This window comes from Blastococcus sp. URHD0036 (assembly GCF_000701365.1).
Taxonomy (GTDB): Bacteria; Actinomycetota; Actinomycetes; order Mycobacteriales; family Geodermatophilaceae; genus Trujillonella.
Window position 1 is genome coordinate 80955 of record NZ_JNIK01000017.1, and the last position, 25756, is coordinate 106710.

At 74.1% G+C, this 25756-nt stretch carries 24 protein-coding genes and 1 pseudogene; 7 read left to right on the plus strand and 18 right to left on the minus strand.

Annotated elements, in window-relative coordinates; all coding sequences use genetic code 11:
* Positions 1-2 precede the first annotated feature (2 nt).
* A complete protein-coding gene (locus N555_RS0118825; protein WP_197029081.1) occupies positions 3-590 on the minus strand; it encodes a TetR/AcrR family transcriptional regulator in 588 nt (195 codons plus the stop codon).
* 65 nt (positions 591-655) lie between these two features.
* Between N555_RS0118825 and N555_RS0118830 the strand changes: the two genes are divergently transcribed.
* The 3 genes from N555_RS0118830 to N555_RS0118840 are packed head-to-tail and all read left to right on the plus strand — an operon-like array spanning position 656 to position 3948.
* On the plus strand, positions 656-1924 hold the full coding sequence (locus N555_RS0118830) for a cytochrome P450 (RefSeq protein WP_029433044.1): 1269 nt from the start codon (positions 656-658) through the stop codon (positions 1922-1924).
* A gap of 33 nt (positions 1925-1957) precedes the next feature.
* Positions 1958-2146, plus strand: a complete 189-nt coding sequence (locus tag N555_RS0118835) for a ferredoxin (protein ID WP_029433045.1) — start codon at positions 1958-1960, stop codon at positions 2144-2146.
* Positions 2110-3948 (plus strand): AMP-binding protein, encoded by a 1839-nt coding sequence (locus tag N555_RS0118840; protein WP_051684235.1) that lies wholly within the window; start codon positions 2110-2112, stop codon positions 3946-3948. Before N555_RS0118835 ends, N555_RS0118840 begins: the two co-directional genes overlap by 37 nt.
* Before the next feature lies 1 nt (position 3949).
* Here the strand turns inward: N555_RS0118840 and N555_RS0118845 are convergent, their stop codons facing one another.
* The 5 genes from N555_RS0118845 to N555_RS0118865 are packed head-to-tail and all read right to left on the minus strand — an operon-like array spanning position 3950 to position 9045.
* Positions 3950-4717: an IclR family transcriptional regulator gene (locus N555_RS0118845; protein WP_051684236.1), complete on the minus strand. Its 768-nt coding sequence runs from the start codon at positions 4715-4717 to the stop codon at positions 3950-3952.
* A 3-nt stretch (positions 4718-4720) separates the two neighbouring features.
* Positions 4721-5614 carry an SDR family NAD(P)-dependent oxidoreductase gene (locus tag N555_RS0118850; RefSeq protein WP_051684237.1) on the minus strand — a complete coding sequence of 298 codons (894 nt, stop codon included), beginning with the start codon at positions 5612-5614 and terminating at the stop codon, positions 4721-4723.
* Positions 5611-6855, minus strand: a complete 1245-nt coding sequence (locus N555_RS0118855) for a DUF1214 domain-containing protein (protein ID WP_029433049.1) — start codon at positions 6853-6855, stop codon at positions 5611-5613. The genes N555_RS0118850 and N555_RS0118855 overlap by 4 nt, the downstream gene beginning before the upstream one ends.
* A complete protein-coding gene (locus N555_RS0118860) occupies positions 6848-8008 on the minus strand; it encodes a sulfotransferase family protein (RefSeq protein WP_029433050.1) in 1161 nt (386 codons plus the stop codon). The genes N555_RS0118855 and N555_RS0118860 overlap by 8 nt, the downstream gene beginning before the upstream one ends.
* Entirely contained in the window at positions 8005-9045 is a 1041-nt protein-coding gene (locus tag N555_RS0118865) for an NAD-dependent epimerase/dehydratase family protein (protein WP_051684238.1), read from the minus strand. Before N555_RS0118865 ends, N555_RS0118860 begins: the two co-directional genes overlap by 4 nt.
* Before the next feature lie 59 nt (positions 9046-9104).
* Here N555_RS0118865 and N555_RS0118870 point away from each other — a divergent pair, with 59 nt between their 5' ends.
* Entirely contained in the window at positions 9105-10013 is a 909-nt protein-coding gene (locus N555_RS0118870) for a TIGR03619 family F420-dependent LLM class oxidoreductase (protein ID WP_051684239.1), read from the plus strand.
* Here the strand turns inward: N555_RS0118870 and N555_RS0118875 are convergent.
* The gene (locus N555_RS0118875) at positions 9983-11011 is read right to left on the minus strand and encodes an NAD(P)H-dependent amine dehydrogenase family protein (RefSeq protein ID WP_197029082.1); all 1029 of its coding nucleotides are present in this window, start codon (positions 11009-11011) and stop codon (positions 9983-9985) included. The two genes, N555_RS0118870 and N555_RS0118875, sit on opposite strands and share 31 nt — an antisense overlap.
* Before the next feature lie 117 nt (positions 11012-11128).
* Between N555_RS0118875 and N555_RS0118880 the strand changes: the two genes are divergently transcribed.
* Together N555_RS0118880 and N555_RS0118885 are read left to right on the plus strand one after the other, a co-directional pair.
* Positions 11129-12154, plus strand: a complete 1026-nt coding sequence (locus tag N555_RS0118880; RefSeq protein WP_029433054.1) for an acyl-CoA dehydrogenase family protein — start codon at positions 11129-11131, stop codon at positions 12152-12154.
* A gap of 1 nt (position 12155) precedes the next feature.
* Entirely contained in the window at positions 12156-13286 is a 1131-nt protein-coding gene (locus N555_RS0118885; RefSeq protein ID WP_029433055.1) for an acyl-CoA dehydrogenase family protein, read from the plus strand.
* 57 nt (positions 13287-13343) lie between these two features.
* On the opposite strand, the gene N555_RS0118890 is transcribed toward N555_RS0118885, so the two are convergent.
* The 6 genes from N555_RS0118890 to N555_RS28435 all read right to left on the minus strand — a co-directional run bounded on the left by N555_RS0118890 (position 13344) and on the right by N555_RS28435 (position 19342).
* Entirely contained in the window at positions 13344-14081 is a 738-nt protein-coding gene (locus tag N555_RS0118890; RefSeq protein WP_029433056.1) for a glucose 1-dehydrogenase, read from the minus strand.
* Positions 14074-16461: a xanthine dehydrogenase family protein molybdopterin-binding subunit gene (locus N555_RS0118895; RefSeq protein WP_034511489.1), complete on the minus strand. Its 2388-nt coding sequence runs from the start codon at positions 16459-16461 to the stop codon at positions 14074-14076. The genes N555_RS0118890 and N555_RS0118895 overlap by 8 nt, the downstream gene beginning before the upstream one ends.
* Entirely contained in the window at positions 16458-17048 is a 591-nt protein-coding gene (locus N555_RS0118900; RefSeq protein WP_197029083.1) for a (2Fe-2S)-binding protein, read from the minus strand. Before N555_RS0118900 ends, N555_RS0118895 begins: the two co-directional genes overlap by 4 nt.
* Positions 17045-17911, minus strand: coding sequence for an FAD binding domain-containing protein (locus N555_RS0118905; RefSeq protein ID WP_029433059.1), 867 nt, complete (start codon positions 17909-17911; stop codon positions 17045-17047). Before N555_RS0118905 ends, N555_RS0118900 begins: the two co-directional genes overlap by 4 nt.
* Positions 17912-18128: 217 nt before the next feature.
* Complete coding sequence (locus tag N555_RS0118910; RefSeq protein ID WP_029433060.1) at positions 18129-18575, minus strand: VOC family protein; 447 nt, start codon at positions 18573-18575, stop codon at positions 18129-18131.
* 116 nt (positions 18576-18691) lie between these two features.
* Complete coding sequence (locus N555_RS28435; protein WP_051684240.1) at positions 18692-19342, minus strand: TetR/AcrR family transcriptional regulator; 651 nt, start codon at positions 19340-19342, stop codon at positions 18692-18694.
* A 101-nt stretch (positions 19343-19443) separates the two neighbouring features.
* Between N555_RS28435 and N555_RS0118920 the strand changes: the two genes are divergently transcribed.
* Complete coding sequence (locus tag N555_RS0118920; RefSeq protein WP_034511491.1) at positions 19444-20895, plus strand: Rieske 2Fe-2S domain-containing protein; 1452 nt, start codon at positions 19444-19446, stop codon at positions 20893-20895.
* Here the strand turns inward: N555_RS0118920 and N555_RS27015 are convergent.
* The 5 genes and pseudogenes from N555_RS27015 to N555_RS0118945 form a co-directional block, all read right to left on the minus strand.
* A pseudogene (locus N555_RS27015) lies at positions 20885-21386 on the minus strand (HutD family protein). The gene N555_RS0118920 and the pseudogene N555_RS27015 overlap by 11 nt on opposite strands.
* Positions 21373-22020: a helix-turn-helix domain-containing protein gene (locus tag N555_RS0118930; protein ID WP_029433063.1), complete on the minus strand. Its 648-nt coding sequence runs from the start codon at positions 22018-22020 to the stop codon at positions 21373-21375. Before N555_RS0118930 ends, N555_RS27015 begins: the two are co-directional and overlap by 14 nt.
* Positions 22017-23234: an allantoate amidohydrolase gene (locus tag N555_RS0118935; RefSeq protein ID WP_051684242.1), complete on the minus strand. Its 1218-nt coding sequence runs from the start codon at positions 23232-23234 to the stop codon at positions 22017-22019. Before N555_RS0118935 ends, N555_RS0118930 begins: the two co-directional genes overlap by 4 nt.
* The gene (locus N555_RS0118940) at positions 23231-24403 is read right to left on the minus strand and encodes an NAD(P)/FAD-dependent oxidoreductase (RefSeq protein ID WP_231503012.1); all 1173 of its coding nucleotides are present in this window, start codon (positions 24401-24403) and stop codon (positions 23231-23233) included. The genes N555_RS0118935 and N555_RS0118940 overlap by 4 nt, the downstream gene beginning before the upstream one ends.
* Positions 24400-25746 carry an FMN-binding glutamate synthase family protein gene (locus N555_RS0118945; protein WP_029433066.1) on the minus strand — a complete coding sequence of 449 codons (1347 nt, stop codon included), beginning with the start codon at positions 25744-25746 and terminating at the stop codon, positions 24400-24402. The genes N555_RS0118940 and N555_RS0118945 overlap by 4 nt, the downstream gene beginning before the upstream one ends.
* Between the last annotated feature and the right edge of the window lie 10 nt (positions 25747-25756).

Below are 25756 nucleotides of genomic sequence, written 5' to 3' on the forward strand. Positions count from 1 at the left end.
CGTCAGCCGGTCGGGTCGTCGATCAGGGCCTGCAGGGCGCGGGCGTAGACCGCGAGGACCTCGGCCGTCGGTCGGCCGGCCAGCCCGGTGTCGGGCCGGCCGCGCAGGTCGAACAGCAGGCCGTTGACCTGCGTCGCGACGAGCCGCGCCCGCAGTTCCCGGTCGGGACCGGTCAGCCGCTCGGCCAGCGGTGCGACGACGTGCCGGTCGGCCGACGCCTCCAGGTAGCTGCGCACCTCCGGGCGGTCGATCGCCCCGATCAGCGCGGCGTAGGTGGAGATCGCAGCACCTCCGCGGACGGTGAGCAGCCGCTCGAGGATCAGCCGGCCGAGGTCCTCCAGCGGTCCCTCGGCCAGGCCGCGGAAGGCCTCGTCGACCGTCATGGTCTGCAGGAAGAGGGCCTCCTTGGAGCCGAAGTGCCGGATCACCAGGGAGGGGTCCACGCCGGCCGCCGCCGCGACCTCGCGCACCGACACGGCGTCGTAGCTCTTGGCCCCGAAGAGCCGCGCGGCGGCCGTCCGGATCGCCTCCTGGACGTGCGTGGAGGGCGGGCGTCCACGCCCGCGACGCACCACACCGGAATCGGTCACGGGGACGAGTATGCATTTCTGCCAACAGCGTTGACAGTTGTGTCCCCCGTCACGAGGATGAGCGCATGACCGCGACGATGGCCGGCACCGACCGGGTCGAGATCGACTTCTCCGTCTACAACCCGTTCACGCCGGAGTTCTCCGCCGACCCGTGGCCCACCCTCGACCGGCTGCTGCGCGAGTACCCGGTCGCCTACCACCGCGACATGGGCATGTGGTTCGTGACGCAGCACGACCTGGCCCAGGAGGTGCTGCGCAGCCCGCGGTTCAGCACCCGGATGTCGGACTGGAACAACGCCCCGGCGTCCAAGCCGGAGTCGGAGTGGACGCTGTACGAGGAGGTGCAGCAGTTCTCGATGCTCAACGTCGACCCGGGCGAGCACCAGCGGCTGCGCCGGCTCACCGCGCCGGCGTTCTCCCGCCGGGTGATGGACCAGATCGAGGCGCGCATCCGCGACAACATCTCCGAGGTCTTCGACGAGCTGCCCAGCCAGACGGAGTTCGACGCCTCCACCGGCATCGCGGACAAGATCCCGATCCGGGCCATCGCCCGCATGGTCGGCGTCCCCGCCGAGGCGGAGTCCCTGTTCGTGCACGGCCTGGGCTGGAACGCCGTCCGTGCCACCAACCCCATGTACGCCGCCGAGCGGGACACCTACATCCAGGGCACCCTCCCCGGGCTGGAGTACCTCTTCGAGAGCGTCGCCGAGCACCGCGCCGCCGCCGAGGCGGGCCGGGGCAGCGACGACTTCATCGGCACCCTGGTCGCCACCGAGGTCGACGGTCAGCGGCTGTCCGACGCGGAGATCGTGTCCGTGGTCATCGCCGTGGTGGTCGCCGGCGCCGACACCGCGGTCGACCTGCACACGCTGGCCCTGCAGGCCTTCCTGCAGCACCCCGACCAGTGGGCCCTGCTCGGTGAGCGCCCCGAGCTCATGGAGGACGCGATCCTCGAGATCCTGCGCTGGGGCGCGCACGGCAAGTTCGGCGGCATCCCGCGCTTCCCGTACGAGGACATCGAGATGGGCGGCCAGGTGTTCGAGAAGGGCTCCTTCGTGATGCCGCTGTTCGCCACCGCCTTCATCGACGAGAAGAAGTGGGCCGAGCCGCGCCGCTTCGACATCACCCGCAGCCACGCCGGCAACCTCGTGTTCGGCGCCGGGCCGCACCTGTGCATCGGCCTCAACCTGGTCAAGGTGCAGGGCAAGCTCATGCTCGAGGAGTTCCGCCGCCGCTTCGGCGACACCGCCCGCATCGACGGCGAGATCGAGTACGACGCCGGGCACTGGAACGCGCGGCGCATCACGAAGCTGCCGATCCGCACCGGCGCCTGACGGCACCGGCGACAACAGCAGAGGGAGGGCCAGATGCGGGTCGAGGTGCACCGTGACCGGTGCCTGGCGACGGCGGCGTGCGTCTACACCGCCCCGGGCGTCTTCGACGTCGGGGACGACGCGGTCGTCGTGGTGATCGGCGATCCGGAGAGCGACCCGGAGGCGGTCCGCAACGCCGTCCTCGAGTGCCCGGTGGCGGCGCTGGAGCTGATCGAGGACTGAGCGCCGCCGACCCCTCCGACGCCGTCCGGGAGCTGCTCATCCGGCTGGCCACGATCGGCGACCACGGCGATCCCGCCGACTACCGCGACGTCTACACGGACGACGTGGAGTGGCGGTGGGGCGCCGACGTGCAGCGCGGCGTCGACGCCGTCGTCGCGGCCGCCACGCAGCGGCGGGCCGAGGGCTCCAGCGGCCCGGGCAGCGGCACCCGGCACGAGGTCGCGCCGCGCGTCGTCCGGGTCGACGGCGACACGGCGACGGCGGCGTCGTCCTTCCGGTTCGTGCGGGCGGACGGCGAGGTGCTGGTGGCCGGCAGCTACGCCGACGACCTGGTGCGCACCCCCGCCGGCTGGCGGATCCGCCGGCGCGAGGTCCGGGTGCCGGCCCGCTCGGTGGCCGGACTGCTCGCCGCCGCGGCCGAGGACGCCCCCGATGTCATCGCACTCGTCGCGGGCGACCGGCGGCTCACCTACCGCGAGCTGGACACCGCGGTGCGCGACCGGGCGGCCGGGTGGTCGGCGGCCGGGCTGCGGAGGGCCGACCGGGTGGCCGTGCTGGCGGTCCCGACACTCGACCGCGCGGTGGAGATGCTCGCCGTCGTCGCGGCCGGCGGGGTGCTGGTGCCGCTCAACCCGCGGTACACCGATGCCGAGGTCCGCGGGATCCTCCAGCCGGCCCGCTGCCGCTTCCTGCTCGCGCCGCCGTCGGGAGCCGGGCACGACCTGCTCACCGACGTCGAGCACGCCGACGCCGGTCTCGCCGCGATCCAGTTCACCTCCGGCAGCACCGGCCGGCCCAAGGGCGCGATGCTCCGCGAGGAGCCGATGCTCCTCAGCGCCGCGGGCTGGGCCGCCACCGTCGGACTGCGCCGCGGCGACGTCTTCCCGGTCACCTATCCCCTGGCGCACGTCGGCGGGTTCAAGACCGCCCTGCTCTCGCCGTTCACCGCCCGCGCCACCGTCGTCCTGCTGCCCGAGGTCTCCCGGACCTCGCTGGTGGGGATGGCGCGCGAGCTCCCGATGAGCGTGCTGAGCGCGCCGCCGGCCGCACTGGGCTACCTGCTGGAGGCCGTCCGGTCCGGCGAGCTGCCCCGCCCGGCCGCGCTGCGGACCGTCGTCACCGGGTCCGCCGTGGTCTCCCCCGAGCTGGTGCGGGCGGTGGTCGACGAGCTGGGCGCGGCCGACGTCGTCGTCGCCTACGGGCTCACCGAGGCCACCGGCGTCGTCACGATGACCCGGCCCGGCGACCCGGTCGAGCTGGTCTGCGAGACGATCGGCGCCCCGGTGGAGGACGTCGCGGTGCGGGTCCGGCCCGACGGCCCGCCCGGCACGGTCGGCGACCTCGAGGTGCGCGGCCCGACCGTGATGGCCGGCTACCTGGACGACGCCGCGGCCACCGCTGCCGCCGTGGACGCCGACGGCTGGCTGCGCACCGGCGACCTCGCCCGGATCGGCGACGACGGCTACGTGCGGATCGTCGGCCGGTCCGCCGACACGGTCATCGTCGGGGGCTTCAACGTCCACCCGGCCGAGGTGGAGCGGGTGCTCGCGGCGCACCCGGCGGTACGCGAGGCCGCCGTCGTGGGCGCGCCCGACGAGCGGGTCGGCGAGGTGCCGGTCGCCTTCGTCGTCCTCCGCCCCGGGACCGCGGCGACCGGGGCGGAGCTGGGCGCCTGGTGCGCCGGCTCGCTGGCCGACTTCAAGGTGCCCCGCCGGCTGCGGCTGCTCGAGGACCTCCCCCGCACCGCCGGCGGCAAGGTCGCCCGCGAGGAACTGCGCCGGCTCGCGCCCGACGTCGGCTGACCTACCGGGCCCGCCGCACGACCCGCGGGCCGATGAGCTGCGCGGCCCGGTCGGTGAACTCCCGGACGAGCCGGCCGGTGGACTGCGCCGTCGTCCCGGAGGCCCGGTGCAGCGGATAGGTGACGCCCATCCCGACCAGCACGCCGCCCGGCAGCCCGGCCACGGCCGCGACCCCGCCGACGTCCAGGTGCGTCTCCTCGCGGACCTCGGCCCACCCGCGCTCGCGGACCAGCTCGACGTCGCGCCGGAGCAGCTCCGGATCGGTGAGCGTCCGCGGCGTCACCGCCGGCAGCGGGCCCGCCAGCAGCGCGGGCAGCGCGTCGGGGCGTGCGGCCAGGACGGCCCGGCCGATCGCGGTCGCGTGCAGGGGCGTCGAGCCGAGCTGGTCCTGCTCCACGGCGCGCACCGCGTGGCCACTCTCGGCCAGGTCGAGCAGCACGACGTCCAGCGACTCGACGAGGAAGCACCGGACCGTCTCCTGCGTCGCGTCCCGGAGCTCCAGCACGAGCGGGCGCACCACCTCGGTCAGCGTCGTCCGCTCCATCACCCGCTGGCCGACGACGGCGCAGCGCAGCGTCAGTCCCCACCGGGCGTCGGCGTCCCGGCGCACCCAGCCGGCGGCCTCCAGGGTGGCCAGCGTCCGCTGGACCGTCGACTTCGGCAGACCGAGCTGCCGGGCGAGTGCGCTGACACCCACGCCGTCGCTCAGGCTGAGCTCCTCCAGCACGGTCAGCGCGGTGACCGCGCTGCGGTTCCCCTCGTCCGCCACCGCTCAGCCCGCCGCGGGGTCAGGCAGGCCGGCGGCCCGGGCGGGCACGGTGGCGCCGGTCAGGTCGCGGACGGCGGCGATGCTCCCCGCGAGGCGGTCGGCGGTGAGCTCGGCGTCGAAGACCCCCGCGTTCCGGACCATCGCGTACCGGGCCACCCGGCCGCCACCGGCGGAGAAGATCTCGCCCGTCGCCTCGTTCTCCCGGCTGCAGAGGTAGACCACGGCCTCGGCCGCCAGCCGCGGCGGGTAGAGCCGCTTCAGGCGGTCGGCCACCTCCGGCGGGCCGCCCTTGGCCAGCCGCGAGTACGCGACCGGGCAGAGGCCGTTGACCCCGATCCCGTGCGCCGCACCGGTCAGCGCGGCGTCGGCGTCCAGGCCGATCAGGCCCGCCTTGCCCGCGGCGTAGGGCGCGTTGTGGCCCATGCCGAGCATGGCGCCGGACATGACGTTGACGATCCGGCCGTACCCCTGCGCCCGCATGTGCGGCCAGACCCGGCGCATGAGCATGTACGGCCCGATGAGGTTGGTCCGCAGCACGCCTTCGACCTGCTCGTCCTCGAAGGCGTCCAGCTCGCCGAGGATCGAGCCCCCGGCGTTGTTGACCAGGACGTCGATCCGGCCGAAGGCCTCCAGCGCGCGGTCCACGATGGCGCGCGCGGCCTCGCCGGTCCCCACCGTCGTGGCGTCGGCCACCGCCGTGCCGCCCTCGGCGACGATGCCGTCGGCCACGGAACGGGCGATGTCAGCCGACCCGGGCTCCAGCGTCGACGCCGCACCGCCGTAGTCGTTCACCACCACACTGGCGCCGCGGCGGGCGAGCAGCTGCGCGATGTCGCGCCCCATCCCACGGCCGGCGCCGGTGACGATCGCGACCTGGCCGTCGAAGCGGATGCTCACGCCGCGAACCTGCGCCGCACGGAGTCGCGCCGGCGGGCGATCTGCGCCGCCCGCTCGGCCGGGGACACCACCCCGGTCCCCGGCGAGAGGGAGTTCCGGATCCGGTCGTGCGGCACCACCGTGCACCGCGGCTCGGGCCCCCGGTCGGCGACGACCCAGCGCAGGACCATCGCCCCGGAGGGATGGCCCATCGTGTCCAGCCAGTTGGGGACGCCCGGGTCGCGGTGCGCCACCACGGCCCGGAAGACCCCGTCGTCGTCGACGGTGGCCTGGCTGTCGTTGATGCTCGTGTGGCCGACGGCGTAGTCCAGCGACTCCCGCCACGGGTTGGTGAGGGCCACGCTCCAGTAGCGGGCGGGAACGGGCTCCACCTCGATCACCAGCGCCTCGTCCGGCGCCAGGTCGAAGTGCCCGTGGCTCATGATGTTCTCCTGCGCGCCGGTGTCCTCGGTCCGGGTGCGCGCCGGCGCGAAGGCGTTGCGCCAGAGCTCCCGGTCGGTGGTCTCCCGGTCGAGGTAGTAGTCCGTGATCGTCTCGAACCAGGAGCCGACCGCGCCGACCAGCGCCGCGACCCGCTCCGGCCGCCCGGGGTGCGCCGCCGTCGGGGCGGGCCCGTCGACCGCCTCGATCGTGACGGTGGCCGCCCGCTCTCTCTCCCAGTCGGAGAAGAACTGGCGCACGAACAGCGAGTCGGTGTCGTCGGTGGTCGGCAGCCAGTTCCCCTCGCGCGGCTCCGGCCCGAGCCAGAGCTCGAAGCTGCCGTCGGGTCCGACGGACATCTGGTCGGCGCGCAGGTTGCCGACCGTCCCGTTGCGCCCCTCCGTCTGGAAGCCCAGGTACCGGACCGAACCGGTCGAGCCCCGGACGCGGTAGGTGGTGCCGCCCCGGATTCGCGCGCTGCGGTACAGGGCGTCGGGGCAGTCGTGGCCGTACTTGTAGACGTCGGTCCGCCAGGGGCTCAGCGCCGGGGAGGCGGGGTCGCACGCGGCCAGGGCCTGGTTCACCCCCACCTGCAGCATCGCCAGCAGGTGGCGGTATCCGGTGGACCGGTCGAGGTCGGTGTCCGGCAGGCCCGCGCCCCGGATCCGCTCCCCGGCCGCGCGCAGGGAGTCGCAGAAGCGGGCCCAGGCCTCCCCGTCGACGAGCTCGGCCACCGCCGCCGGGTCGGCGTCGGGGGCCTCGCTGATCGTGGCCGGCCGCCAGGTCAGGCCGGGCGCCGAGCCGCCAGGGCGGTCAGCCACGGGAGGTCCGGGTGAACGCGGGGAACCGCTCGGAGTAGAAGGCGAAGCGCCGCCGCAGGTCGTCCGCGGTCACGCCGTAGGTCTCCGGCTCGTGCCGGCGGGCCCCCTGCCGGTCGCGGGAGTTCGCGTCCCACCACGCCGTCATCCGCTCGGCGGCGACGTCCGACAGGTCCTCCCCCAGCCACGCGTACAGCGCGCGCACCTGGCCCATCGGGTCGGCCTGCATGTCGGCGAAGCCGATGTCGAAGAAGCGGTCCGCGTTGCCCGCGTCGCGGAAGGCCAGCAGCCGGCGCAGGCACTCGACCCGGACGTCGGCCAGGTGCCGGCCGAGGTAGGGCAGATCGGGCTCGGTGGTCAGCGGCGTCAGCAGCGAGGAGAACAGGGCCGCCTCCGACGGGATCATCGCCTCGACCGCCCGGTGGGTCTGGACGAAGCGGGCGTCGGGGTACACCGCGTCGAGCGCGGTCATGGCGTGCAGGTGCGGAGGGCTGCGCACGAACCAGTTCTTCGGCCCGCAGCGCCACTGCAGCATCTGCAGGACCCGGCGGTGGTAGCGGTAGGCCGGCGTCATGTCGCAGCCGAACAGCCACGCGCCGTAGGAGGGGATCCGGCCCCAGGACTCGAAGAGCTGGGAGCGGAAGTCGAAGGCGAGCAGGTAGACGCACTCGTTCGGGCCCTCGGCGTCGAGCGGGACCATCTCCCGGTAGCCGGGGAAGTCCCGCCACATCGCCTCGACGCGTTCCCGGGTGCGCGCGATGCGGGGGTCGGAGTGCTCGGTCGCCTTCTCCGGCGGCGGGCTGGGGAACCACGCCTCCCACGTGCGCAGCACCCGCCGGCCGGGGTCCTGGGCGAGGACGAACCCGAGTGCGGTCGAGCCCGTGCGGCCGAGGCCGAGCCCGACCAGCGGGGCGACGATCTGCTCGTCGGCGATCTCCGGGTGCTCGGCCCAGCTGCGCTCGAACTCCAGCCGTGCCGCGAGCTGGTCGACGATCTGCCCGGCGTGGAACGCCTCGCCCTGCGCGGTCAGCGCCGCCTCGGAGTTCAGCGAGTCGACCAGCGCGGTGAGCCCCTCCTGCCAGGTGTCGGGCCCGAGGTCGTCGAGGCCGGTGCGGCGCCGGGCCTCGGCCACCAGGGCGCCGACGTCGAGGGTCATCGGGCCGCTCCGTCGAAGACCCCGGGGTGGTAGTGCTCGATCGCCCGTCTCATGCCGTCCTGCCAGCGGTGCCGGCAGTCCCCGATGAGGCCCCGGCGCTTGGCCGGATCCCCGATCCGCGAGTCCCAGGTGACCTCGCGCTCCTCGAAGCGCACCTCCAGGCCCGCCAGGTCGGCGAAGTACTGGCAGTACTGGCGCTGGGAGACGGCGTCGTCGCCGTTCCAGTTCACGATGGTGGCCGGCACCGAGGCGATGTCGAACAGCGGCCCGCTCGCCTGCTCGGCGATGTCCCGCTCGTCGATCGGCGAGCACCAGTCGTCGTGCCCGATCGGGACCGCGATCGGCTCGCCGCGGAGCATCATGCCGAACTGCTCGACGGCGATCCCGCCCTTGCGGGAGGTGCCGTAGGCGGTGTTCATCCGCGCGATGGTGGTCGGCACGCCGAGGATCTGCGCCGCCGACTGGACCGCCGCCTCGGCCGCCAGCTTGCTCACCGTGTAGCTGGGCAGGGGGACGTAGGTGCCGCCGAGGGGGTCGGTCTCCACGTGCCAGTGGTCGGGCTCGAGGTGCGCGTAGACCGCGCTGGTGGAGACGTGGACGAACGCCTCGGCCGTGCGGCAGTGGGCCATCAGCATGGCGGCGCCCACGGCGTTGGTCTGCACGGCGACGTCGTGCCGCGGGTCGAAGTCCACCGCCGCGTGGAGGACGTGGGTGAAGTCGGTGGGCAGGCCGGGCATCTCCGGGTCGCCGAGCGTCCAGCGGACGGTGCGCAGGCCCTGCTGCTCCAGCTCCGCCCGGACCGCGGGACCGTCGTACTGCTTGGTGTCACCGCCGGCGGGACCGGTCGCCGGCGCGGCCACCGACGGATCGGAGAAGCGCGCGGCGCACCAGACCTCGTTGTCGGACGCCAGGGCCAGCGCGATCGACCGGGCGACGTTGCCCGTCGCCCCGGTGATGAGGACCTTCTTGTCCGTGAGCATCCAGCCGCCGTCCCCTCGAGCCACCGCCGTGCCGCTGTGCGGCACGACGTTCTCCATTTCGGAACGCTAGGGGTGATGCAGGCCACTCACAAGGCCATCTTCTATAAGATGAGCGGATGGACGTCGTCTACGGCACCCCGTACCACGGCACCCCGGTGCCGCCGTGGCTCTACGACGGAACGGCGATCGGCCGGCTGGCCGCGGTCGCCGAGGCCGCGGGCTTCAGCGGCTTCACGATGACCGACCACCCGGCGCCGTCCCAGGCCTGGCGGGAGAACGGCGGCCACGACACCGTCGACCCGTTCCTGGGCCTGGCGTTCGCCGCGGCGGCGACGTCCCGGATCCGGCTGATCACCTACCTCGTCGTCCTCCCCTACCGGAACCCGTTCCACCTGGCGAAGGTGACGGCGTCGCTGGACGCGTTGTCCGGCGGCCGGCTCGACCTCGGCGTCGGGGCCGGCTACCTCAAGGCGGAGTTCCACGCCCTCGGCGTCGACTGGGACGAGCGCAACGCGCTGTTCGACGAGGCGGTCACGGTGCTCCGGCAGGCGTGGACGGGCGAGCCGGTCACCCACTCCGGCCGGCACTTCTCCGCCCGCGGCACGGTCACCATGCCGCCGTCCCCGCAGCCCGGCGGGCCGCCGCTGTGGATCGGCGGCAACAGCAGGTTGAGCCTGCGCCGGGTGGTGGACCTCGGCGCCGGCTGGCTGCCGGTGCCCAACCCGACCGGGACCTCGGCGATGCTGCGCACCCGCTCGCTGGACGGCCTCGACGACTTCGCCGACTACGTGGGCCAGCTGCGCACGTACGCGGCCGAGCAGGGCCGGCCGGCGCCGGACCGGATCATGTACTCGATGCCGGGGGCCGGGACGGACGACGAGATGGGCGCGCACGTGCCGCTGGCCGCCGAGCTGGCCGAGCGAGGCGCGACCCAGCTGGTCGTCAACGCCCCGACGACGGCGACCCTCGACGGCGCCGAGGAGTGGATCGCCCGCTACGCCGAGCGGGTGCTCGCGCGGGTCTGAGCGACCAGCCCCCGGGCGGTGACCAGCGGCAGCCGGTCGGTGGTGACCAGCCCCGGCGCGGCCGCGACCACCGCGGGCACGGCGTTCACGGCCGGGTCGGCGGTGCTCGCCCCGTAGTCGGCCAGCTCGGCGCTCTCCGCCGACACCCGCAGGTGCACGTCCGGGACGCCGTCGACGTCGATCACGTAGCCGCGCTCGACCGGCCAGTCCGGCTCCATGGAGTAGCCCAGCCGCCAGAGCAGCCCGAGCTCGATGACCGGCCGCCCGGCGGCGATCCCCGACCAGCGGCCCTTCAGCCCGCAGACGGTGCCCTGCGGGAACTGCATCCAGCCGAGGTCGACGTCCTCGGTCGCGGTGGCGAACTCGACGTCGAAGCGCACGTCCTCGAGCTCGACGTCCAGGGCGCCGGCCATCATCTCCACGGCGTCGAGGAAGACGAGCATCCGCGCCTTGACCTTGTCGACCAGGCCGGGGGCGTCCGGCGGCCCGCCGAAGCCGAGGGAGACCCAGGTGTCCTTCGAGGCGTAGTTGGTGGCGTCGACGGACTCCAGCACCGAGATCCGGTCGACCCGGCGGCAGAACGCCGCGGCGGCCAGGCCGAGGGTGTTGGCCATGCCGGGGTTGGCACCGGTGCCGTGCAGCGACACCCCGCCGCGCCGGGCGGCAGCGTCGAGGCGGGCCATCTCCTCGTCGCCGTAGGACCGGCCGGTGATGAAGTTGGCCGTCGAGACGACGTTGATGCCGGCCTCCAGCAGCCGCACCATGTGGTCGGTCTCCCACTGCAGCGGCATGTAGAGGACGCAGTCCGGCCGCAGGGCGATCAGCGCATCGACGTCGTCGGTCGCGGTCACGCCGATCGGGTCGATGCCGGCGAGCACACCGACGTCCTGCCCGGACTTGTCGGCGCTCCAGGCGTAGGCGCCGACCAGCTCCATGTCGGGGTGGTCCAGCACCGCCTTGACCGCGTTGCGGCCGACGAGGCCCGTGGTCCACTGCACGATCCGGAGCGTCACGTGATGGGTGTCCGTCCTGTCCGGGCGTGGGCAGCCGGAGCGACTCCCGCGCGTAGGTAATCTTTAATACGATAGTCGGCACGACCCCGGTGGAGGAAGCGCATGCAGATCGGCCTGGACGCGGAACAGCGCGCGTTCGCGCAGTCCTCCGGCGCGCTCGCCGCGGACCTGGCCGCCGGCTGGGACCGGGGCCGCGGTCCGCACGACGTCGCGTCGCCCGAGCCGTCAGAGAAGGACTGGGCCCGCATCGTGGACGCCGGGTGGACGGCGCTGCGGCTGCGCGAGGAGAACGGCGGCCTCGGCGCCGGCACGGTCGACGTCGCCGTCCTCGTCGAGCAGCTGGGCCGGCACTCGGTGGCCGCGCCCGTCCTCGGCACGCTCGTCGCCGCGGAGCAGCTGCAGGCCCTCGGCGCGCCGGTCGCCACCCTCGAGGCGGTCGCGGCGGGCGAGCTCCGGGTGGCACCGCTGCTCGACGCCCGCCTCCTCGGCTTCGCCCCGTCCGCCGACGACGCACTCGCCTGGGACTCGGCCGGGGCCACGCTGGCCTACGCCCCCGACGGGTCGGCGCACGCGCTCGGCGAGCCGCTGCCCGCCACCGACGTCACGCGGTCCGTGCGGCGCCCGGCCGGGCGGGTGGGCGACGCCTCCCTGGAGCTGCGACCCCCCACCGACGACGACCGCGACCGGCTGCACGCGTTCACGCTCACCCTGCTCGTGGCCGACCTGCTCGGCACGATGGCGGCGGCGCTGGACGCCGCGGTCGAGCACGCGCGGTCGCGCACCCAGTTCGGCAAGCCGATCGGCTCGTTCCAGGCGGTGCAGCAGATCGCCGCCGAGGACCTGGTGTCGGTGGAGGCCACCCGCAGCGCCCTGTACTTCTCCGCGTGGGCGGTCGACGCGCTGCCCGCCACCGAGGCGCTGCGCGCGGCCCGGACCGCCAAGGCCTTCGCCTCCCGGGCGGGGGTCGCGGTGTGCCAGGACGTCGTCCAGCTCTTCGGCGGCATCGGCATGACCTGGGAGTCGCCGGTGCACGTGTGGCTGCGGCGGGCGCAGACCGACCGCACCTCCTTCGGCGACGAGCACGCCCACCAGGCCGTCCTGGCCGACCTCGACCTGACGGAGCGCTGACGTGGACTTCTCCGACTCCCCCGAGGTCGCGCGGTTCCGGGCCGGCCTGCGCGCCTGGCTGGCCGAGCACCTCGCCGAGTACGCCGACGGCGTCTCCTACGACAGCGCCGAGGGGGTCGAGGCGACCCACCGCTGGCACCGGGCGCTCGCCGCGGCGGGCTACGTCGCCGTGTCGCTGGACCCCGAGTACGGCGGGCGCGGGCTGTCGGACCTGTACGAGGCGGTCATCAACGAGGAACTCGCCGCCGCGGCCGCCCCTCCCCCGCCGCCGATCGGCCACATCGCGCACGCGGTCGCCGACTTCGCCTCCGCCGACCTCAAGGGCCGGGTGCTGCCGGGTCTGCTCGGCTGCACGGAGAGCTGGTGCCAGGGCTTCAGCGAGCCCGGCGCGGGCTCGGACCTCGCCGGCCTCTCCACCTCGGCGACCGCGACGGACGACGGCTTCGTGGTGAACGGGCAGAAGATCTGGACGAGCTGGGCCATGTGGGCCGACCGCTGCCTGCTGCTGTGCCGGACCGAGCCCGACCAGCCGCGCCACCGCGGGCTGTCGATGCTCGTCGTCGACATGGACACCCCGGGCATCACCCGCCGGGAGATCACGCTGGCCAACGGCAGCCGCGAGTTCGCCGAGGTCTTCTTCGACGACGTGCGGGTGCCCGCGGCGAACCTCGTCGGCGAGCGCGGGCAGGGCTGGAAGATCGCCCAGCACATGCTCACCTACGAGCGCGGCCCGGCCGACATGGGCTGGACGGGGAGGCTGGGGAACGTCCTCGCCGCGGCGCAGGAGGCCGTGCGCTCCGGGCACCTCCCGGCCGACGACGTGCTGCGCCGCCGACTGGCCGCCGTCGCCGTCGACGCCCAGGTGCTGTCGTGGCACGTGGCCCGCTCGCTGGTCGACCGCTCGTCGGCCGACCCCGGCTCCAGCGGCTCGGTCGACAAGCTGCTGACCACGCGGGTGGAGCAGGAGCTGTACTCGGTGGTCGACGACCTCACCGGAGCCGCGGTCGTCGTCGGCGACCAGCGGCCGTTCAACGAGTACCTGTGGTCGCGGGCGCAGTCGATCTACGGCGGCACCCAGCAGATCCAGCGGCAGATCGTCGCCCAGCGGCTGCTCGGCCTCCCCCGCGGCTGACCCGCTCCCCGCGCAGAATGGCGCTTCTGCACGGGGCAGAAGCGCCATTCTGCGCGGTCAGCGGGTGGTGAAGCCGCCGTCGGCGACGAACTCCGAGCCGGTGCAGTACGAGGACTCCGCCGAGGCGAGGAACAGCACCAGGTCGGCGATCTCGTCCGGCCGGCCCAGGCGGGCGATCGGCTGGGTGCGCACCTGCGCCGCGGACGGGGTGTCCGCCGGCGTCATCTCCGTCTCGATGAGACCGGGGTGCACCGAGTTGACCCGGATGCCGTCGGCGGCGAGTTCCTGGGCCGCCGCCTTGGTCATCCCACGCACCGCCCACTTCGCCGCGACGTAGCCCAGCACGTTCGGGAACGACACGATGCCGCCGATCGACGAGACGTTGACGATCGACCCGCCGCCGGCCCGCCGCATCGGGGGGACGACGGCGCGCATGCCGAGGAACACCCCGACCTGGTTGACGTCGACCACCCGCCGGTAGTCGTCCTCCGAGAGCTCCGCCAGCGGCCCGCCGTGCACGATCCCGGCGTTGTTCACCAGCACCGACACCGGCCCGAACCGCTCCTCGGCGAAAGCCAGGCACGCCGTCCACGCGTCGGCATCGGTGACGTCGAGCTCGACGAACGCGGCCCGCTCCCCGAGCCCGGAGGCCACCGCCCGACCCTGGTCGGTGCGGACGTCGGCCACGACGACCGCCGCCCCCTCGGCGTGCAGCCGCCGTGACGTGGCGGCGCCGATCCCTCCGGCGCCGCCCGTCACGACCGCGACGAGCCCCGCGACCCGCCCCTCAGACAGCCGCTGTCCCGTCGATGACGTCCAGCACGACCTCCGGGGTCAGCGGCTGCACGTTCGGCAACCCGCCGAAGGGCGCGAGCGCGTCCCGGACGGCGTTGATGAGCGCCGGCGGCGAGCAGATCGCCCCGCCCTCGCCCATCGGCTTGAACCCGCCGGGCGTGTTGGACGGCGTGACGACGTGCCCGATCTCGATGTCCGGGACGTCGGCCGCGGTGGGCAGCAGGTAGTCCAGGAACGTCGTCGTCAGCGGGTTGCCGTCGCCGTCGTAGACGAAGTGCTCGTAGAACACCCCGCCGATGCCCTGGACGACGCCGCCGGTGATCTGCCCCTCGACCACCATCGGGTTGATCATGTTCCCGCAGTCCTCGCTGACCACGTACCGCTTGATGTCCACCGCGCCGGTGTCCCGGTCGATCTCCACGATCGCGGCGTGGCAGGCGTTGGAGAACATCAGCGGGGGGTTCCGGATCCGGTGCTTGGCCTCCAGGCCCGGCTCCATCTCCGGCGGGAGCATCGTGTGCCCGGCGTAGGCCATGGCCGCGACCTGCTCGATGGTCACGGCCGCGCCCGGGGTGCCCTTGACCGACACCACGCCGTCGGAGACCTCCAGGTCGTCCGGGGACGCCTCGAGCGCCACCGCAGCGACGGCGAGGATCTTCTCCTTGAGCTTCTGCCCGGCGATGCGGGCGGCCCCGCCGAACGTGGTCGCCGTCCGGCTGCCCGCGGTGCCGGTTCCGTAGGGCGCCGACGTCGTGTCGCCCTGGATGATCCGGACGTCGTCGATGTCGATGCCGAGCTCCTCGGCGACGACCTGCGCCATCGTCGTCTCGACGCTCTGCCCGTGGCTGCCGCTGCCCATGAACACCAGCGCCTTGCCGGCCATGTCCATGCGGACGGTGACCTGCTCGGCCCCGGCCGCACCGAAGGCCGGGGAGCCCTCGATGTAGGAGGCGAACCCGATGCCGAGGATCCGGCCCTCCTCGCGAGCCGCGGCCTGCTCGCGGCGGAAGTCCTCGTAGCCGATGATCTCGGCCGCCTGGTCGAGGGTCTCGATCGGCGTGATCGTCTCCAGGACCAGCCCGGTGGGCGTGCTGAACGGCAGCTGCTCGGGCGTGATCATGTTCCGCCGGCGGAACTCCAGCGGGTCGATGCCCAGCTTCGCGGCGGCGATGTCGACCAGCTGCTCGCGGGCGACGGTCTCCATGAGGAACGGCCCCCGGTAGGGCGTCATCCCGCAGGTGTTGGAGAAGACCGCCTCGGCCGAGTAGAAGTACTGCCCGACGTCGTAGGGCCCGGGCAGCATCATCATCGCCAGGCCGGCGTTGCCGCCCACGCCGTAGGTCGGATAGGCGCCGACGTCCTCCACGTGGTGGCCCTTGATGCCGAGGATCTTCCCGTCGGCGTCGGTCGCCATGGTGACGGTCAGGTCCTCGGTGCGAGAGTGTCCGCCGGCCACGAGGTTCTCGTTGCGGTCCTCGATCCAGGCGACCGCGCACTGCTGGGAGTAGGCGGCCGCGGCGACGGCCAGCTCCTCCTTGTCGACGAAGCACTTGAGCCCGAACGCGCCGCCGACGTCCTCGGCGCGGGCCTGCACCTGCAGGTCGCTGAGCCCCAGCAGGCGGGCGACCATCGACCGGACCTCGTGCACGTTCTGCGTCGAGGAGACGATCTCCAGCATGTCGCGGGCCGGGTCCCAGCGGGCCTGCAGGCCCCGGGTCTCCATGGGCACGCAGATGTAGCGGTGCTGGTGGAACCGCTCCTCGAACACGTGCGCCGCCGAGGAGAGCACCTCCTCCAGCGCCGGGTTCTCCGTCGGCATCCCGGGATAGGGCAGCGTCGAGGCGACGTTCGACCCGTACTCGGGGTGCACCAGCTCCTCGTCCTTGGCCGCGCCCCACACCCCGCGGTGGTCGGAGACGACCGCCGGCTGCGCGTCGATGTCGAGGTCGATCAGCTCCAGGGCGTCCTCGGCGAGGTACCGGGAGTCGGCCAGCACCATCGCGATCGGCTCGCCGGCATAGCGGACGTCGTCGGCGGCCAGCAGCCGGCGCGGCGGCTGGGGCGAGTCCTTGCCCATGGCCGTCTGCCAGAACGACTTGGCCAGCGGGTTCAGCTCGGCGCCGGTCAGCACCGCACGGACGCCCGGGAGGGCCGCCGCCGCCGACACGTCCAGCGTGGTGATCCGGCCCCGGGCCACGGGGCTGCGGAGGAAGGCGACGTGCGCGGCGTCGGGCCACAGCACGTCCTCGAGGTAGCGGCCGTGCCCGGTGACGAGCCGGGCGTCCTCCCGGCGCTTGACCGACTGGCCGAGGAATCGGCCGACCCCGGAGTGGCTGCCCGACTGCGTGCCGGCGGCGGGGCCGGACTCGACGGCGGTCACGGGGCGCTCGGCAGCGTGGTCACGGCGTGCCCGGCGATGGTCGGCACACCCTGGGTCGGCGGGCCCTCCGTCGGCTGCTCGCCGTTCGGCGGGCTGCCGGCCGGTGCCCCGCCGGCCCGCTCGCGGACCACCTGGCGGACGGCGTTGACGATGCCGGTGTAGCCGGTGCAGCGGCACAGGTTCCCCGACAGCCCCGAGCGGATCTCCTCCTCGCTGGGCGAGGGGTTCTTCTCCAGGAACGCGTGGATCGAGACGACGAACCCCGGGGTGCAGAAGCCGCACTGCAGACCGTGGCAGTCGCGGAAGGCGGCCTGCACGTCGCTGAGCTCACCGGGCGCGGGCGCGATGCCCTCGACCGTGGTGACCTCGGCGCCGTCGGCCTGGACGCCGAACACGAGGCAGGAACGGACCGCCTCGCCGTCCAGCAGGACGGTGCAGGCGCCGCAGACGCCGTGCTCGCAGGCCAGGTGGGTGCCGGTGAGCCGCATGTCCTCGCGGAGGACGTCGGCGAGGGTCTTGCGCGGCTCGACGATCGCCGACCGCTCCTGGCCGTTGACGGTCATCGTGATGGGGTGCGGGTCGGTCACCGGTTCGCCTCCTGCAGAGCGGACTCCAGCGCGCGGGCCACGAGCCGGGAGGCCACGCGGGTGCGGTAGCGGCCCGACGCGTGGACGTCGGACGGCGGGTCGACGTCGGCGACGGCCGCCGCGCCGACCTCGGTCAGGTCGAGGCCGGACGCGTCCGCCCCGACCAGGTGCGCCTCGGCGGCGCGGGCACGCAGCGGCACCGGGCCCATGCCGAACAGCGAGATCGCCGCCCGGCTGATCTTCCCGTCGGCGACGGTGACGCCGACGACGGTGCCGGCGGTGGCGAAGTCGCCCTCGCGGCGGGCCATCTCCCGGACGGCGAACCCGCTGCCGGGCCCCCAGACCGGGAAGGAGACCGCGGCGAGGATCTCGTCGTCGGACAGCGTCGAGGTCATCGGCCCGTCGTAGAGGTCGGTCGCCGCGATCTGCCGCTGCCCGCCCGGCCCGGCCACGGTCACGGTGGCGTCGAGCGCGGTGACGACGGCGGGGTACTCGGCCGCCGGGTCGCCGTGCGCGATCGAGCCGCCGAGGGTGCCGCGGTTGCGGATCTGGAAGTGGCCGATCAGGCGGGTGGCCTCGGCGAGCACCGGGACCGACCGGGCGACCAGCGGGTCGGCCTCGACGGTGGCCTGCCGGGTCATGGCGCCGATGACGACCGCGCCGTCGTCCTCGCGGACGTAGGCCAGCTCGTCGACCCGGTTGAGGTCCACGAGGGCCTCGAACCGGGCGAGCCGCAGCGCGAGGACGGGCACGAGGCTCTGGCCGCCGGCGAGGACCTTGGCCTCGTCCCCGTAGCGGCCGAGCACGTCGACGGCCTCAGCGAGGGTCGTCGGCGCCTCGTAGGTGAACGGAGCAGGCTTCACTGACTCTCCAGTCCATCAAGTAAATGATTGACGTCATCCTGCGGCGGACGGGCAGCGGCGGCAAGACCCCGCGGCGGATCGGTGCGGATCCGCGCCCCGGCCCCCGGAGACGCAGCACGGCCCCGTGCGGACACGGGGCCGTGCGACGTGACGTGAGGGAACGGCCCCCTCCAGGGCACCGCCCCGAGCGTGCGAGGGATGGGGAGGAGGGGGTCCTTCAGGCGGTGGCCTCGACCTTGCTCGAGGCGGTCTCCGTGGTGCCGGTGCCCGGCCAGAAGTGGTCGGAGATGTCGAAGGCGACCGTGCCGTCGGGGGTCTTCATCTTGACCTCCCACGTGGCGCCGGCGAGTGCGGCCTCCTCGCGGGTCATGTTGCCCATCATGCTGACCGCACCGAGGGACTCCGCCCGCGCGACCGCCGCGTCGACGTCCTCCACGACGAAGCCGATGTGGTTGATGCCCTCGGGCTTGGCGTTCGGGAAGTCGGCGTGCACCTTGATCAGCGCGACGTTGACGACGCCGTCGCTGAGGTACACCGCACCCTGGCTGTCGTCGCCGGGCGGGCCGACCCGCGAGACGAAGTCCATCTCGAACAGCTCCGAGTAGAACTTCGCGCCCCAGTCGAGGTCGTCACACCTGATCGCCACGTGGCGCAGCTTGGCCATCGCACTCCCCTTACTCGCATCGACCGCACGGCCGGATCGCACTGAACGGCGCTCAGTCGCAGGCTATCAGTGCGAGGAGAGACGCTCAACACATCTGCAACGGGGTTTCTCGGAGGTCACCCCGCGTCGGCGAGACCGGGCACCATCCGGCGCAGGACGTCCAGCGCGGCGTCGACCACGACGTCGGCCTCGGCGCGGGTCGTGCAGGCGGCCACCGCGCGGCAGGCCCCGCCCATCGCCGCCGACGCCATCTCGACCAGCACCTGCGTGGCGGTGCCCGCCGGCAGGTCCAGCAACTGCTCGGCGTGCAGACGCAGCCACGAGCGGCTCAGCGCCCGGTCCTCGGCGGAGAAACCCGGCGGGAGGTCGCCGTTGAGCGCCATGTGCACGATGTCGCGGGCGTCCCAGCAGTGCGAGAGGTACGCCCGGGCCCCGACGAGGAACAGCGCCCGGCCGTCGTCCTGGCCCGACTCCCGCGCGCTCTCGAGCGCCTGGCGGGTGTCCTGCCACTGCCGCTGCTGGTAGTCGCTCCAGACGGCCCGGTACAGGCCCTCCTTGTTCGTGAAGTGGTAGTAGAGGAGCCCGACGCTGACGCCGGCCTCCTCGGCGATCCGCGCCACGCTGGCCTTGTGGAACCCCAGGCCCGCGAAGGTCGTGCGGGCCACCTGCAGGATCGTGCGGGCGGTGCCGTCGAGGACCGGCGGCGCCTCCGCGGGGTCTCCGGGAGCGGCGACGCCGGGCGTCTCGTCGTTCCGGACTCGTGTCACGCGGGCCGTCCTCGCTCGTTCGGGAGCGCCCAGACTAGGCGGCGCGTCCGGGCTGTCACACTCCTGAACGACGCTCAGCCGATCGAGGAGGACCCCCGCCCATGCGCATCACCGGGCTCGGGCACGCCGGCCTGCGCATCGACACCGCGGCGGCGAGCGTGCTCGTCGACCCGTGGACGACGCCGGCGTACCTGGGCGCGTGGACGCCGTTCCCGGACAACGCCCACCTCGACTGGGCGGCGCTGGCCGACGTCGACCTCCTCGTCGTCTCCTCCGTCGCCCCGGACCACCTCGACCTCGACCTGCTCGCCCGGTACGTGCGCCGCGACGTCCCCGTCCTGCTGCCCGACCTCCCGCTCCCCGAGCTCCGCGACCGGCTGGCCGGGATCGGCTTCACCCGCTTCGTGGAGACCCGCTCCGGCGAGGTCACGGAGGTCGGCGGGCTGCGGGTCGCCGTCCCGACGCTGACCCGGCCCATGGACGGCCCGTCGGGGACGGCGATGCTCTGGCTCTCCGACGGCGAGGCGACCGTGCTCGTGCAGGGCGACGCGCAGCCGCGCGACCTGGCGCTGGTGACCGCGCTCGGACCGGTCGACGTCCACCTGCTGCAGGTCGTGCCGGCCGGCTGGTCGCCGACGGCCTACGAGCTGCCCGAGGCCGCCAAGCAGGCGATCGCGGCGGACCAGCGCGCGCACGCCTTCCGCTCCGCTCGCCGCCACGTCAGCGAGGTCGGCGCGGCGCACGTCGTGCCCATCGGCGGTCCGCCCGCCGTCCGCGGCGAGGCGCCGGCGCACCCCGACCCGGCCGCCTTCCGCGACTGGATGGCCGAGCGCGGCTACGAGCACGTGCGCCTGCTGCCGCCCGGCTCGGTCGTCGACCCGCGGGAGCCGGGCATGCCGGTCCGGTCCGGCGGGGACGCCGGGACGGCGGCGCGGCCCCGCGCGGCCTGGACTCCCCCGCCGGCCCGTGACCTCGACCTGCTCGCCGAGCTGCGCGGCTGGGTGGAACCCCTGCTGGCCCGGGCCCCGGGCGTGGCCGACGGCGTGGCGGTGGCCGTCCGGCTGACCGGGACCGACCCGGTGCGCGGCGACGTCGACCTGCTGCTGGACTTCCCCGGCCGGTCGGTGCGCGCCTACGCCGGCGAGAAGGTCCGCTACGAGCTGAGAGTCGACCGGGCGGTGCTGGAGCACCTGGTCGCCGTCCGCGAGACCGACTGGGTGCACAGCCTGTTCCTGTCCGGCCGGTTCTCCGCCCGCCGAATCGGCCGGGAGAACGAGCTGGTGTTCCTCTTCCTGGGCAGCCTCGACCCCGCCCGGCTCGACCGGCTCGAGGCCTGGGTGACGCTCCGGCTGGCCGGTGGCGAGGACGTCACCGTGGACGGCTGGACCTTCCAGCGGCTCTGCCCGCACCAGCAGGCGGACCTGACCGCGGTGGGCAGCGTCGAGGACGGCGTCCTGACGTGCGGCGTGCACGGGTGGGAGTGGCGGCTGTCCGACGGGGTCTGCCTCACCGTCCGCGGGATGGACATCCGCAGCGCCCCGGCTACGACCTGACCGGCCCGCGGGGGGTCAGCCGGCAGACCACCCCGACGTCCGCGTCGTGGAACTCCACCCGGATCCCACCGGCTTCCTCCGGGTGGACGGCGAGCTCGGACGCCCGGACCGGCTCCCCCGCGGCAACCACCGCGTCCAGCCGGTCGCGCCGCCACATGAGGTTGAGCTGACGGGTCGGACCGGCCACCGGCTCGCCGACCAGGCTCCGCTCCCCCGCGAAGCGGCGGGTGTCGCCGCCCCGCTCCAGCGTCACGACCTCGCCGTCGTCGAACCGCAGCCGCAGCCCGCCCCTCCAGCAGCACGAGGTGGCGGTCGACACCCGCGAAGGCCGAGAAGGGTGCCGGGCGGTCGCTCTCGGCGATCGAGAGCCGCCACTCCCACGGGCCGGTCGCGGGCGACCGGGCGAGCTCGGTGGTCCAGCCCCGACCGTTGCGCCACCGCTCCCGGCGCCGGTCGGCGGCCGCGACCACGAGGACGTCAGACGGTGGCATCGGGGAAGGCGATGATCGACAGGAAGCGGATCGGCAGCTGCACGAGGCCGACCGGACCGTGCGCTCCCTCGCCGTCCATCTGCAGCGAGTCGCCGGCCTCCAGCCGGTACACCGCGCGGCTGTGCCCGTAGTCCATGGCGCCCTCGAGCACGTAGATGAACTCGGTGCCGGGGTGCTGGAAGAGCGGATAGGCCTCGCTCTCGTCGTTCAGCGTGACGAGGAGGCACTCCAGGCGCTTGTGCTCGCCGCGCAGCCCACCCAGGAGGTTGTACTCGTGCCCGGCCTGGGTGCCGTTGCGGACGATGGGGGTGCCCTGCCCGGCCTTGACGAAGGAGGCCGGCCGCTCGACGTCCGCCCCGCGGAACAGCGAGGTGACGGGCACGTCCAGGCCCTTGGACAGCGCGGCGAGGGTGGCCAGGCTGCACGAGGTGAGGGCGTTCTCGATCTTGGAGAGCATCGCCTTGGAGATCCCGGTGCGGCCGGCGAGGTCGGCGATCGACCAGCCGTGCCGGACCCGGAGCTCGCGCACGTTGCGGCCGATCGCCGCCTCCAGCTCGAGCTCCTCGATCGGCTCGTCCGGCGCCCGGTCGCGGGCGGTGCCCGAGGCGTTGCGGAGCAGCGAGGGGTCGGTCATCGGCGCGCCTCCCCGGCCAGGGAGCGCAGGACGGTCGCCAGCGCGCCGACCCCGGCCTCGCAGTCGTCGTCGCCGGCGTGCTCGGCCGGCGAGTGCGAGACCCCGGTCGGGTTCCGCACGAACAGCATCGCCGAGCGGATGCCGGCCGTGGAGAGGATCCCGGCGTCGTGCCCGGCGCCGGTGCCGATGACCGGCACGCCACCGAGGAGCCCGGCCAGGCCCGCGGCGAGGTCGGCGTCGAACCGGGTGTCGGCGGTGAACGACTCGGTCACCGCCGGGTGTCCCAGCGCGGCCTCGACGGCCGGGACCAGCCGCCGGACCGCCGCCTCGTCCGGGCCCCGGGCGTCCAGCCAGCCGCTGACCGCCGACGGGATGGCGTTCACGCCGTTGGGCAGCACCCGGACCTTGCCGACGGTGGCGACGCAGCCGAGCTCCTCGGCGGAGCGGCGCGCCTGCTGGATCAGTGCGGCCAGGTCGAGCATCGGGTCCCGCCGGTCGGCCAGCCGGGTCGTGCCGGCGTGGTTGGCCTCGCCGGCGAAGTCGAAGCGCCAGCGGCCGTGCGGCCAGATGGCCGAGCCCACCGCCACCGGCCACGGGGTGTCGCCGAGGTGGCGCCCCTGCTCGATGTGCAGCTCGACGAAGGTGCCGATCCGGGCGAGCGTCTCGTCGTCGCGGCCGACGGCCGCCGGATCCCGGCCGGCCGAGCGCAGTGCCTCGGCCATCGTCGTGCCCTCGGCGTCGGTCAGCCCCAGCGCGTGGTCGGCGGTCATGGCGCCGGTCAGCACGCGCGACCCCGCGCAGGCGACGCCGAAGCGCGCACCCTCCTCGTCGACGAAGTTGGCCACCCCCAGGGCCCGGCCGGGGACGAAGCCCTCGGCCTTCAGCGCCGCGACGGCGGCCAGCGAGGAGGCGACCCCGAGCGGCCCGTCGAAGGCGCCGCCGTCGGGCACCGAGTCCAGGTGCGAACCCGTCACCACGCCGGGCCGGCCCGCGGCCCGGCTCGCGTCCGGGTCCCCCCACCACGCCCACTGGTTGCCGACGCGGTCCTCGGTCACGTCCAGGCCCAGCGCCGTGGCCTGCCCGGCGAACCACTCCCGGAGGTCGGCGTCGGCCCGGGTCCACGCGAACCGGCGGTAGCCGCCGGAGTCCGCCGCCCGGCCGATCGCCGCGATCTCGGCGAGCAGGCCGACCGCGGTCGGCTGCGTGCGGGTCACCGCATCTCCCCGGCCCCGACGTACGGGTGCGCGCTGACCAGCGGCCGGCCCTCGGCGAACCGCTCCAGCCGGAAGTCCGCGGCGGGGACGTCGGGATCGGTGCTGTCGCCCTCCAGGACGAGGTCGGCCACGAGGTCGCCCACCGCGGGACTGATCTTGAAGCCGTGACCGGCGAACCCGGCGGCGAGCACCAGGCCCTCGACGCCGGCGACCGGCGCGATGACCGGGTTCCAGTCCGGCGGCACGTCGTACACGCCGGCGTAGGTGTGGGTGACCGACGGGTCGGGGAAGCCCGGGAAGCGGTGCAGCACCTTCTCCGCGTACTTCTCGACGCTGGCCGGGGCCGCGATGTTCGAGTAGTCGTCGGGGTCGACGAGCCCCTCCCGGAAGTCGGCGTGGTCGCTGTTGCCGACGAGGAACTGGCCGGCCCCCTCGACCCGGCAGTACTGCAGGCTCACCAGGTCGCTGATCACCGGCAGGTCCGGCAGCGGCTCCCCGGCGTCCACGACCAGCAGTTCGGAGCGGTAGGCCTCGACCGGGAAGTCGATCCCGAGGTCGGCCAGCAGCGTCGCCGACCACCAGCCGGAGGCGACCACGACGACGTCGGCCTCGACGACCTCCCCGCCCTCGAGCTCGACGCCGGTGACCCGCTCCCCCGTGGTGACGACGCGGGCGACCGGGGTGTTCTGCCGGATCCGCGCGCCGCCGTCGCGGGCGACCCGGCCGAAGTGCAGCGCGAGCTGGGTGGCGTCGGCGAACCCGCCGCGGGCCTCGTAGGAGGCGAGCGCGACGTCGTCGACGTTCAGCATCGGCCACATCGCCTGGAGCTCGGCGGGGTCGATGAGGTCGACCTCGATGCCCAGCGACTGGTGCATCGCCGTGTTGGCCTTGAGGGGCTCGGCGTTCTCGTCCCCCACGAGGACGGCGTAGCCCACCTGGCGGAACCCGACCTCCGCCCCGAGCTCCTCGAACACGGGGAGGCTGCGCAGCGCCATGGCGGCGATCGAGGGGACGCCGTAGTGCGCCCGCACGATGCCGCTGGACTTGCCGGTGCCCCCGCTGACGAGCGAGGAGCGCTCCAGCACGAGCACCTCACCGACGCCGCGGGCGGTGAGCGCGCGGGCGATGGACAGGCCGATCAGCCCGCCGCCGACGACGACGACCCTCACCAGGTCCCCTGACCGGGGATCCAGCCGGTGCCGGCGAGCGGGACGCGGGCCATGGCGGCGGCCTCGATGGAGAGCGCGACCAGGTCCTCGGGCTCGAGGTGGGTGACGTGCGCCTTGCCGCAGGCCCGGGCCACCGTCTGCGCCTCCATGGTCAGGACGCGGAGGAAGTTGGCGACCCGCCGCCCGCCGGCCACCGGGTCCAGGGCCTTCTGCAGCTCGGGGTCCTGGGTGGTGATGCCGGCCGGGTCCTGGCCCGCCTGGTACTGGTCGTAGAAGCCGGGTGCGGAGCCCAGCGCCTCGTACGCGGCCGCGTACTTCGGGTCGTTGTCCCCCAGCGCGATCAGCGCCGCGGTGCCGATCGCGACGGCGTCGGCCCCGAGCGCCAGGCACTTGGCGACGTCGGCCCCGTTGCGGATGCCGCCGGAGACGATCAACTGCACGCCGCCGGGCTGCTTGTGCACCCCGAGCTCCTGCAGCGCCTGCACCGCCTGCGGGATCGCCGCGATCGTCGGGATGCCGACGTGCTCGATGAAGACCTCCTGCGTGGCGGCGGTGCCGCCCTGCATCCCGTCGACCACCACGACGTCGGCGCCGGCGTGCACCGCCAGCTTCACGTCGTAGTAGGTCCGGCTGGCGCCGACCTTGACGTAGACCGGCTTCTCCCAGTCGGTGATCTCCCGGAGCTCGGCGATCTTGATGGTGAGGTCGTCGGGGCCGGTCCAGTCGGGATGGCGGGAGGCCGAGCGCTGGTCGATGCCCTGCGGCAGGTCGCGCATGCCGGCCACCCGCTCGGACACCTTCTGGCCCAGCAGCATCCCGCCGCCGCCGGGCTTGGCGCCCTGGCCGAGGACGATCTCGATGGCGTCGGCCCGGCGGAGGTCGTCGGGGTTCATGCCGTACCGGTTGGGGAGGTACTGGTAGACGAGGTGCTTGGAGTGCCCGCGCTCCTCCGGCGTCATCCCGCCGTCGCCGGTCGTGGTCGACGTGCCGGTCTCCGACGCGCCGCGGCCCAGCGCCTCCTTGGCCCGGCCCGACAGCGCCCCGAAGGACATCCCGGCGATGGTGACCGGGATGTCCAGGTGCAGCGGGAACCTGGCGTTCCGCGCACCGAGGACGACGTCCGTGCCGCACTTCTCCCGGTAGCCCTCCAGCGGGTAGCGGCTCATGCTCGCGCCGAGGAAGAGCAGGTCGTCGAAGTGCGGCAGCGCCCGCTTGGCGCCCCAGCCGCGGATGTCGTAGATCCCGGTCTCGGCGGCCCGCTGGATCGCGGCGATGGTGGTGCGGTCGAAGGTCGCGGACTCGCGCAGACCCCGCCGGGCCCGGTCCTCAGGAGTGGCGGTCATCGTCGTCGTC

What these genes read in the sequence shown, in the direction of transcription:
- N555_RS0118835 (WP_029433045.1), top strand. Translation starts at nt 1,958, where the DNA reads ATGCGGGTCGAGGTGCACCGTGACCGGTGCCTGGCGACGGCGGCGTGC.
- N555_RS0118910 (WP_029433060.1), bottom strand. Translation starts at nt 18,575, where the DNA reads ATGGCCAAGCTGCGCCACGTGGCGATCAGGTGTGACGACCTCGACTGG.
- N555_RS0118920 (WP_034511491.1), top strand. Translation starts at nt 19,444, where the DNA reads ATGCGCATCACCGGGCTCGGGCACGCCGGCCTGCGCATCGACACCGCG.
- N555_RS0118870 (WP_051684239.1), top strand. Translation starts at nt 9,105, where the DNA reads ATGGACGTCGTCTACGGCACCCCGTACCACGGCACCCCGGTGCCGCCG.
- N555_RS0118880 (WP_029433054.1), top strand. Translation starts at nt 11,129, where the DNA reads ATGCAGATCGGCCTGGACGCGGAACAGCGCGCGTTCGCGCAGTCCTCC.
- N555_RS0118860 (WP_029433050.1), bottom strand. Translation starts at nt 8,008, where the DNA reads ATGACCCTCGACGTCGGCGCCCTGGTGGCCGAGGCCCGGCGCCGCACC.
- N555_RS0118830 (WP_029433044.1), top strand. Translation starts at nt 656, where the DNA reads ATGACCGCGACGATGGCCGGCACCGACCGGGTCGAGATCGACTTCTCC.
- N555_RS0118930 (WP_029433063.1), bottom strand. Translation starts at nt 22,020, where the DNA reads ATGACCGACCCCTCGCTGCTCCGCAACGCCTCGGGCACCGCCCGCGAC.
- N555_RS0118865 (WP_051684238.1), bottom strand. Translation starts at nt 9,045, where the DNA reads ATGGAGAACGTCGTGCCGCACAGCGGCACGGCGGTGGCTCGAGGGGAC.
- N555_RS0118945 (WP_029433066.1), bottom strand. Translation starts at nt 25,746, where the DNA reads ATGACCGCCACTCCTGAGGACCGGGCCCGGCGGGGTCTGCGCGAGTCC.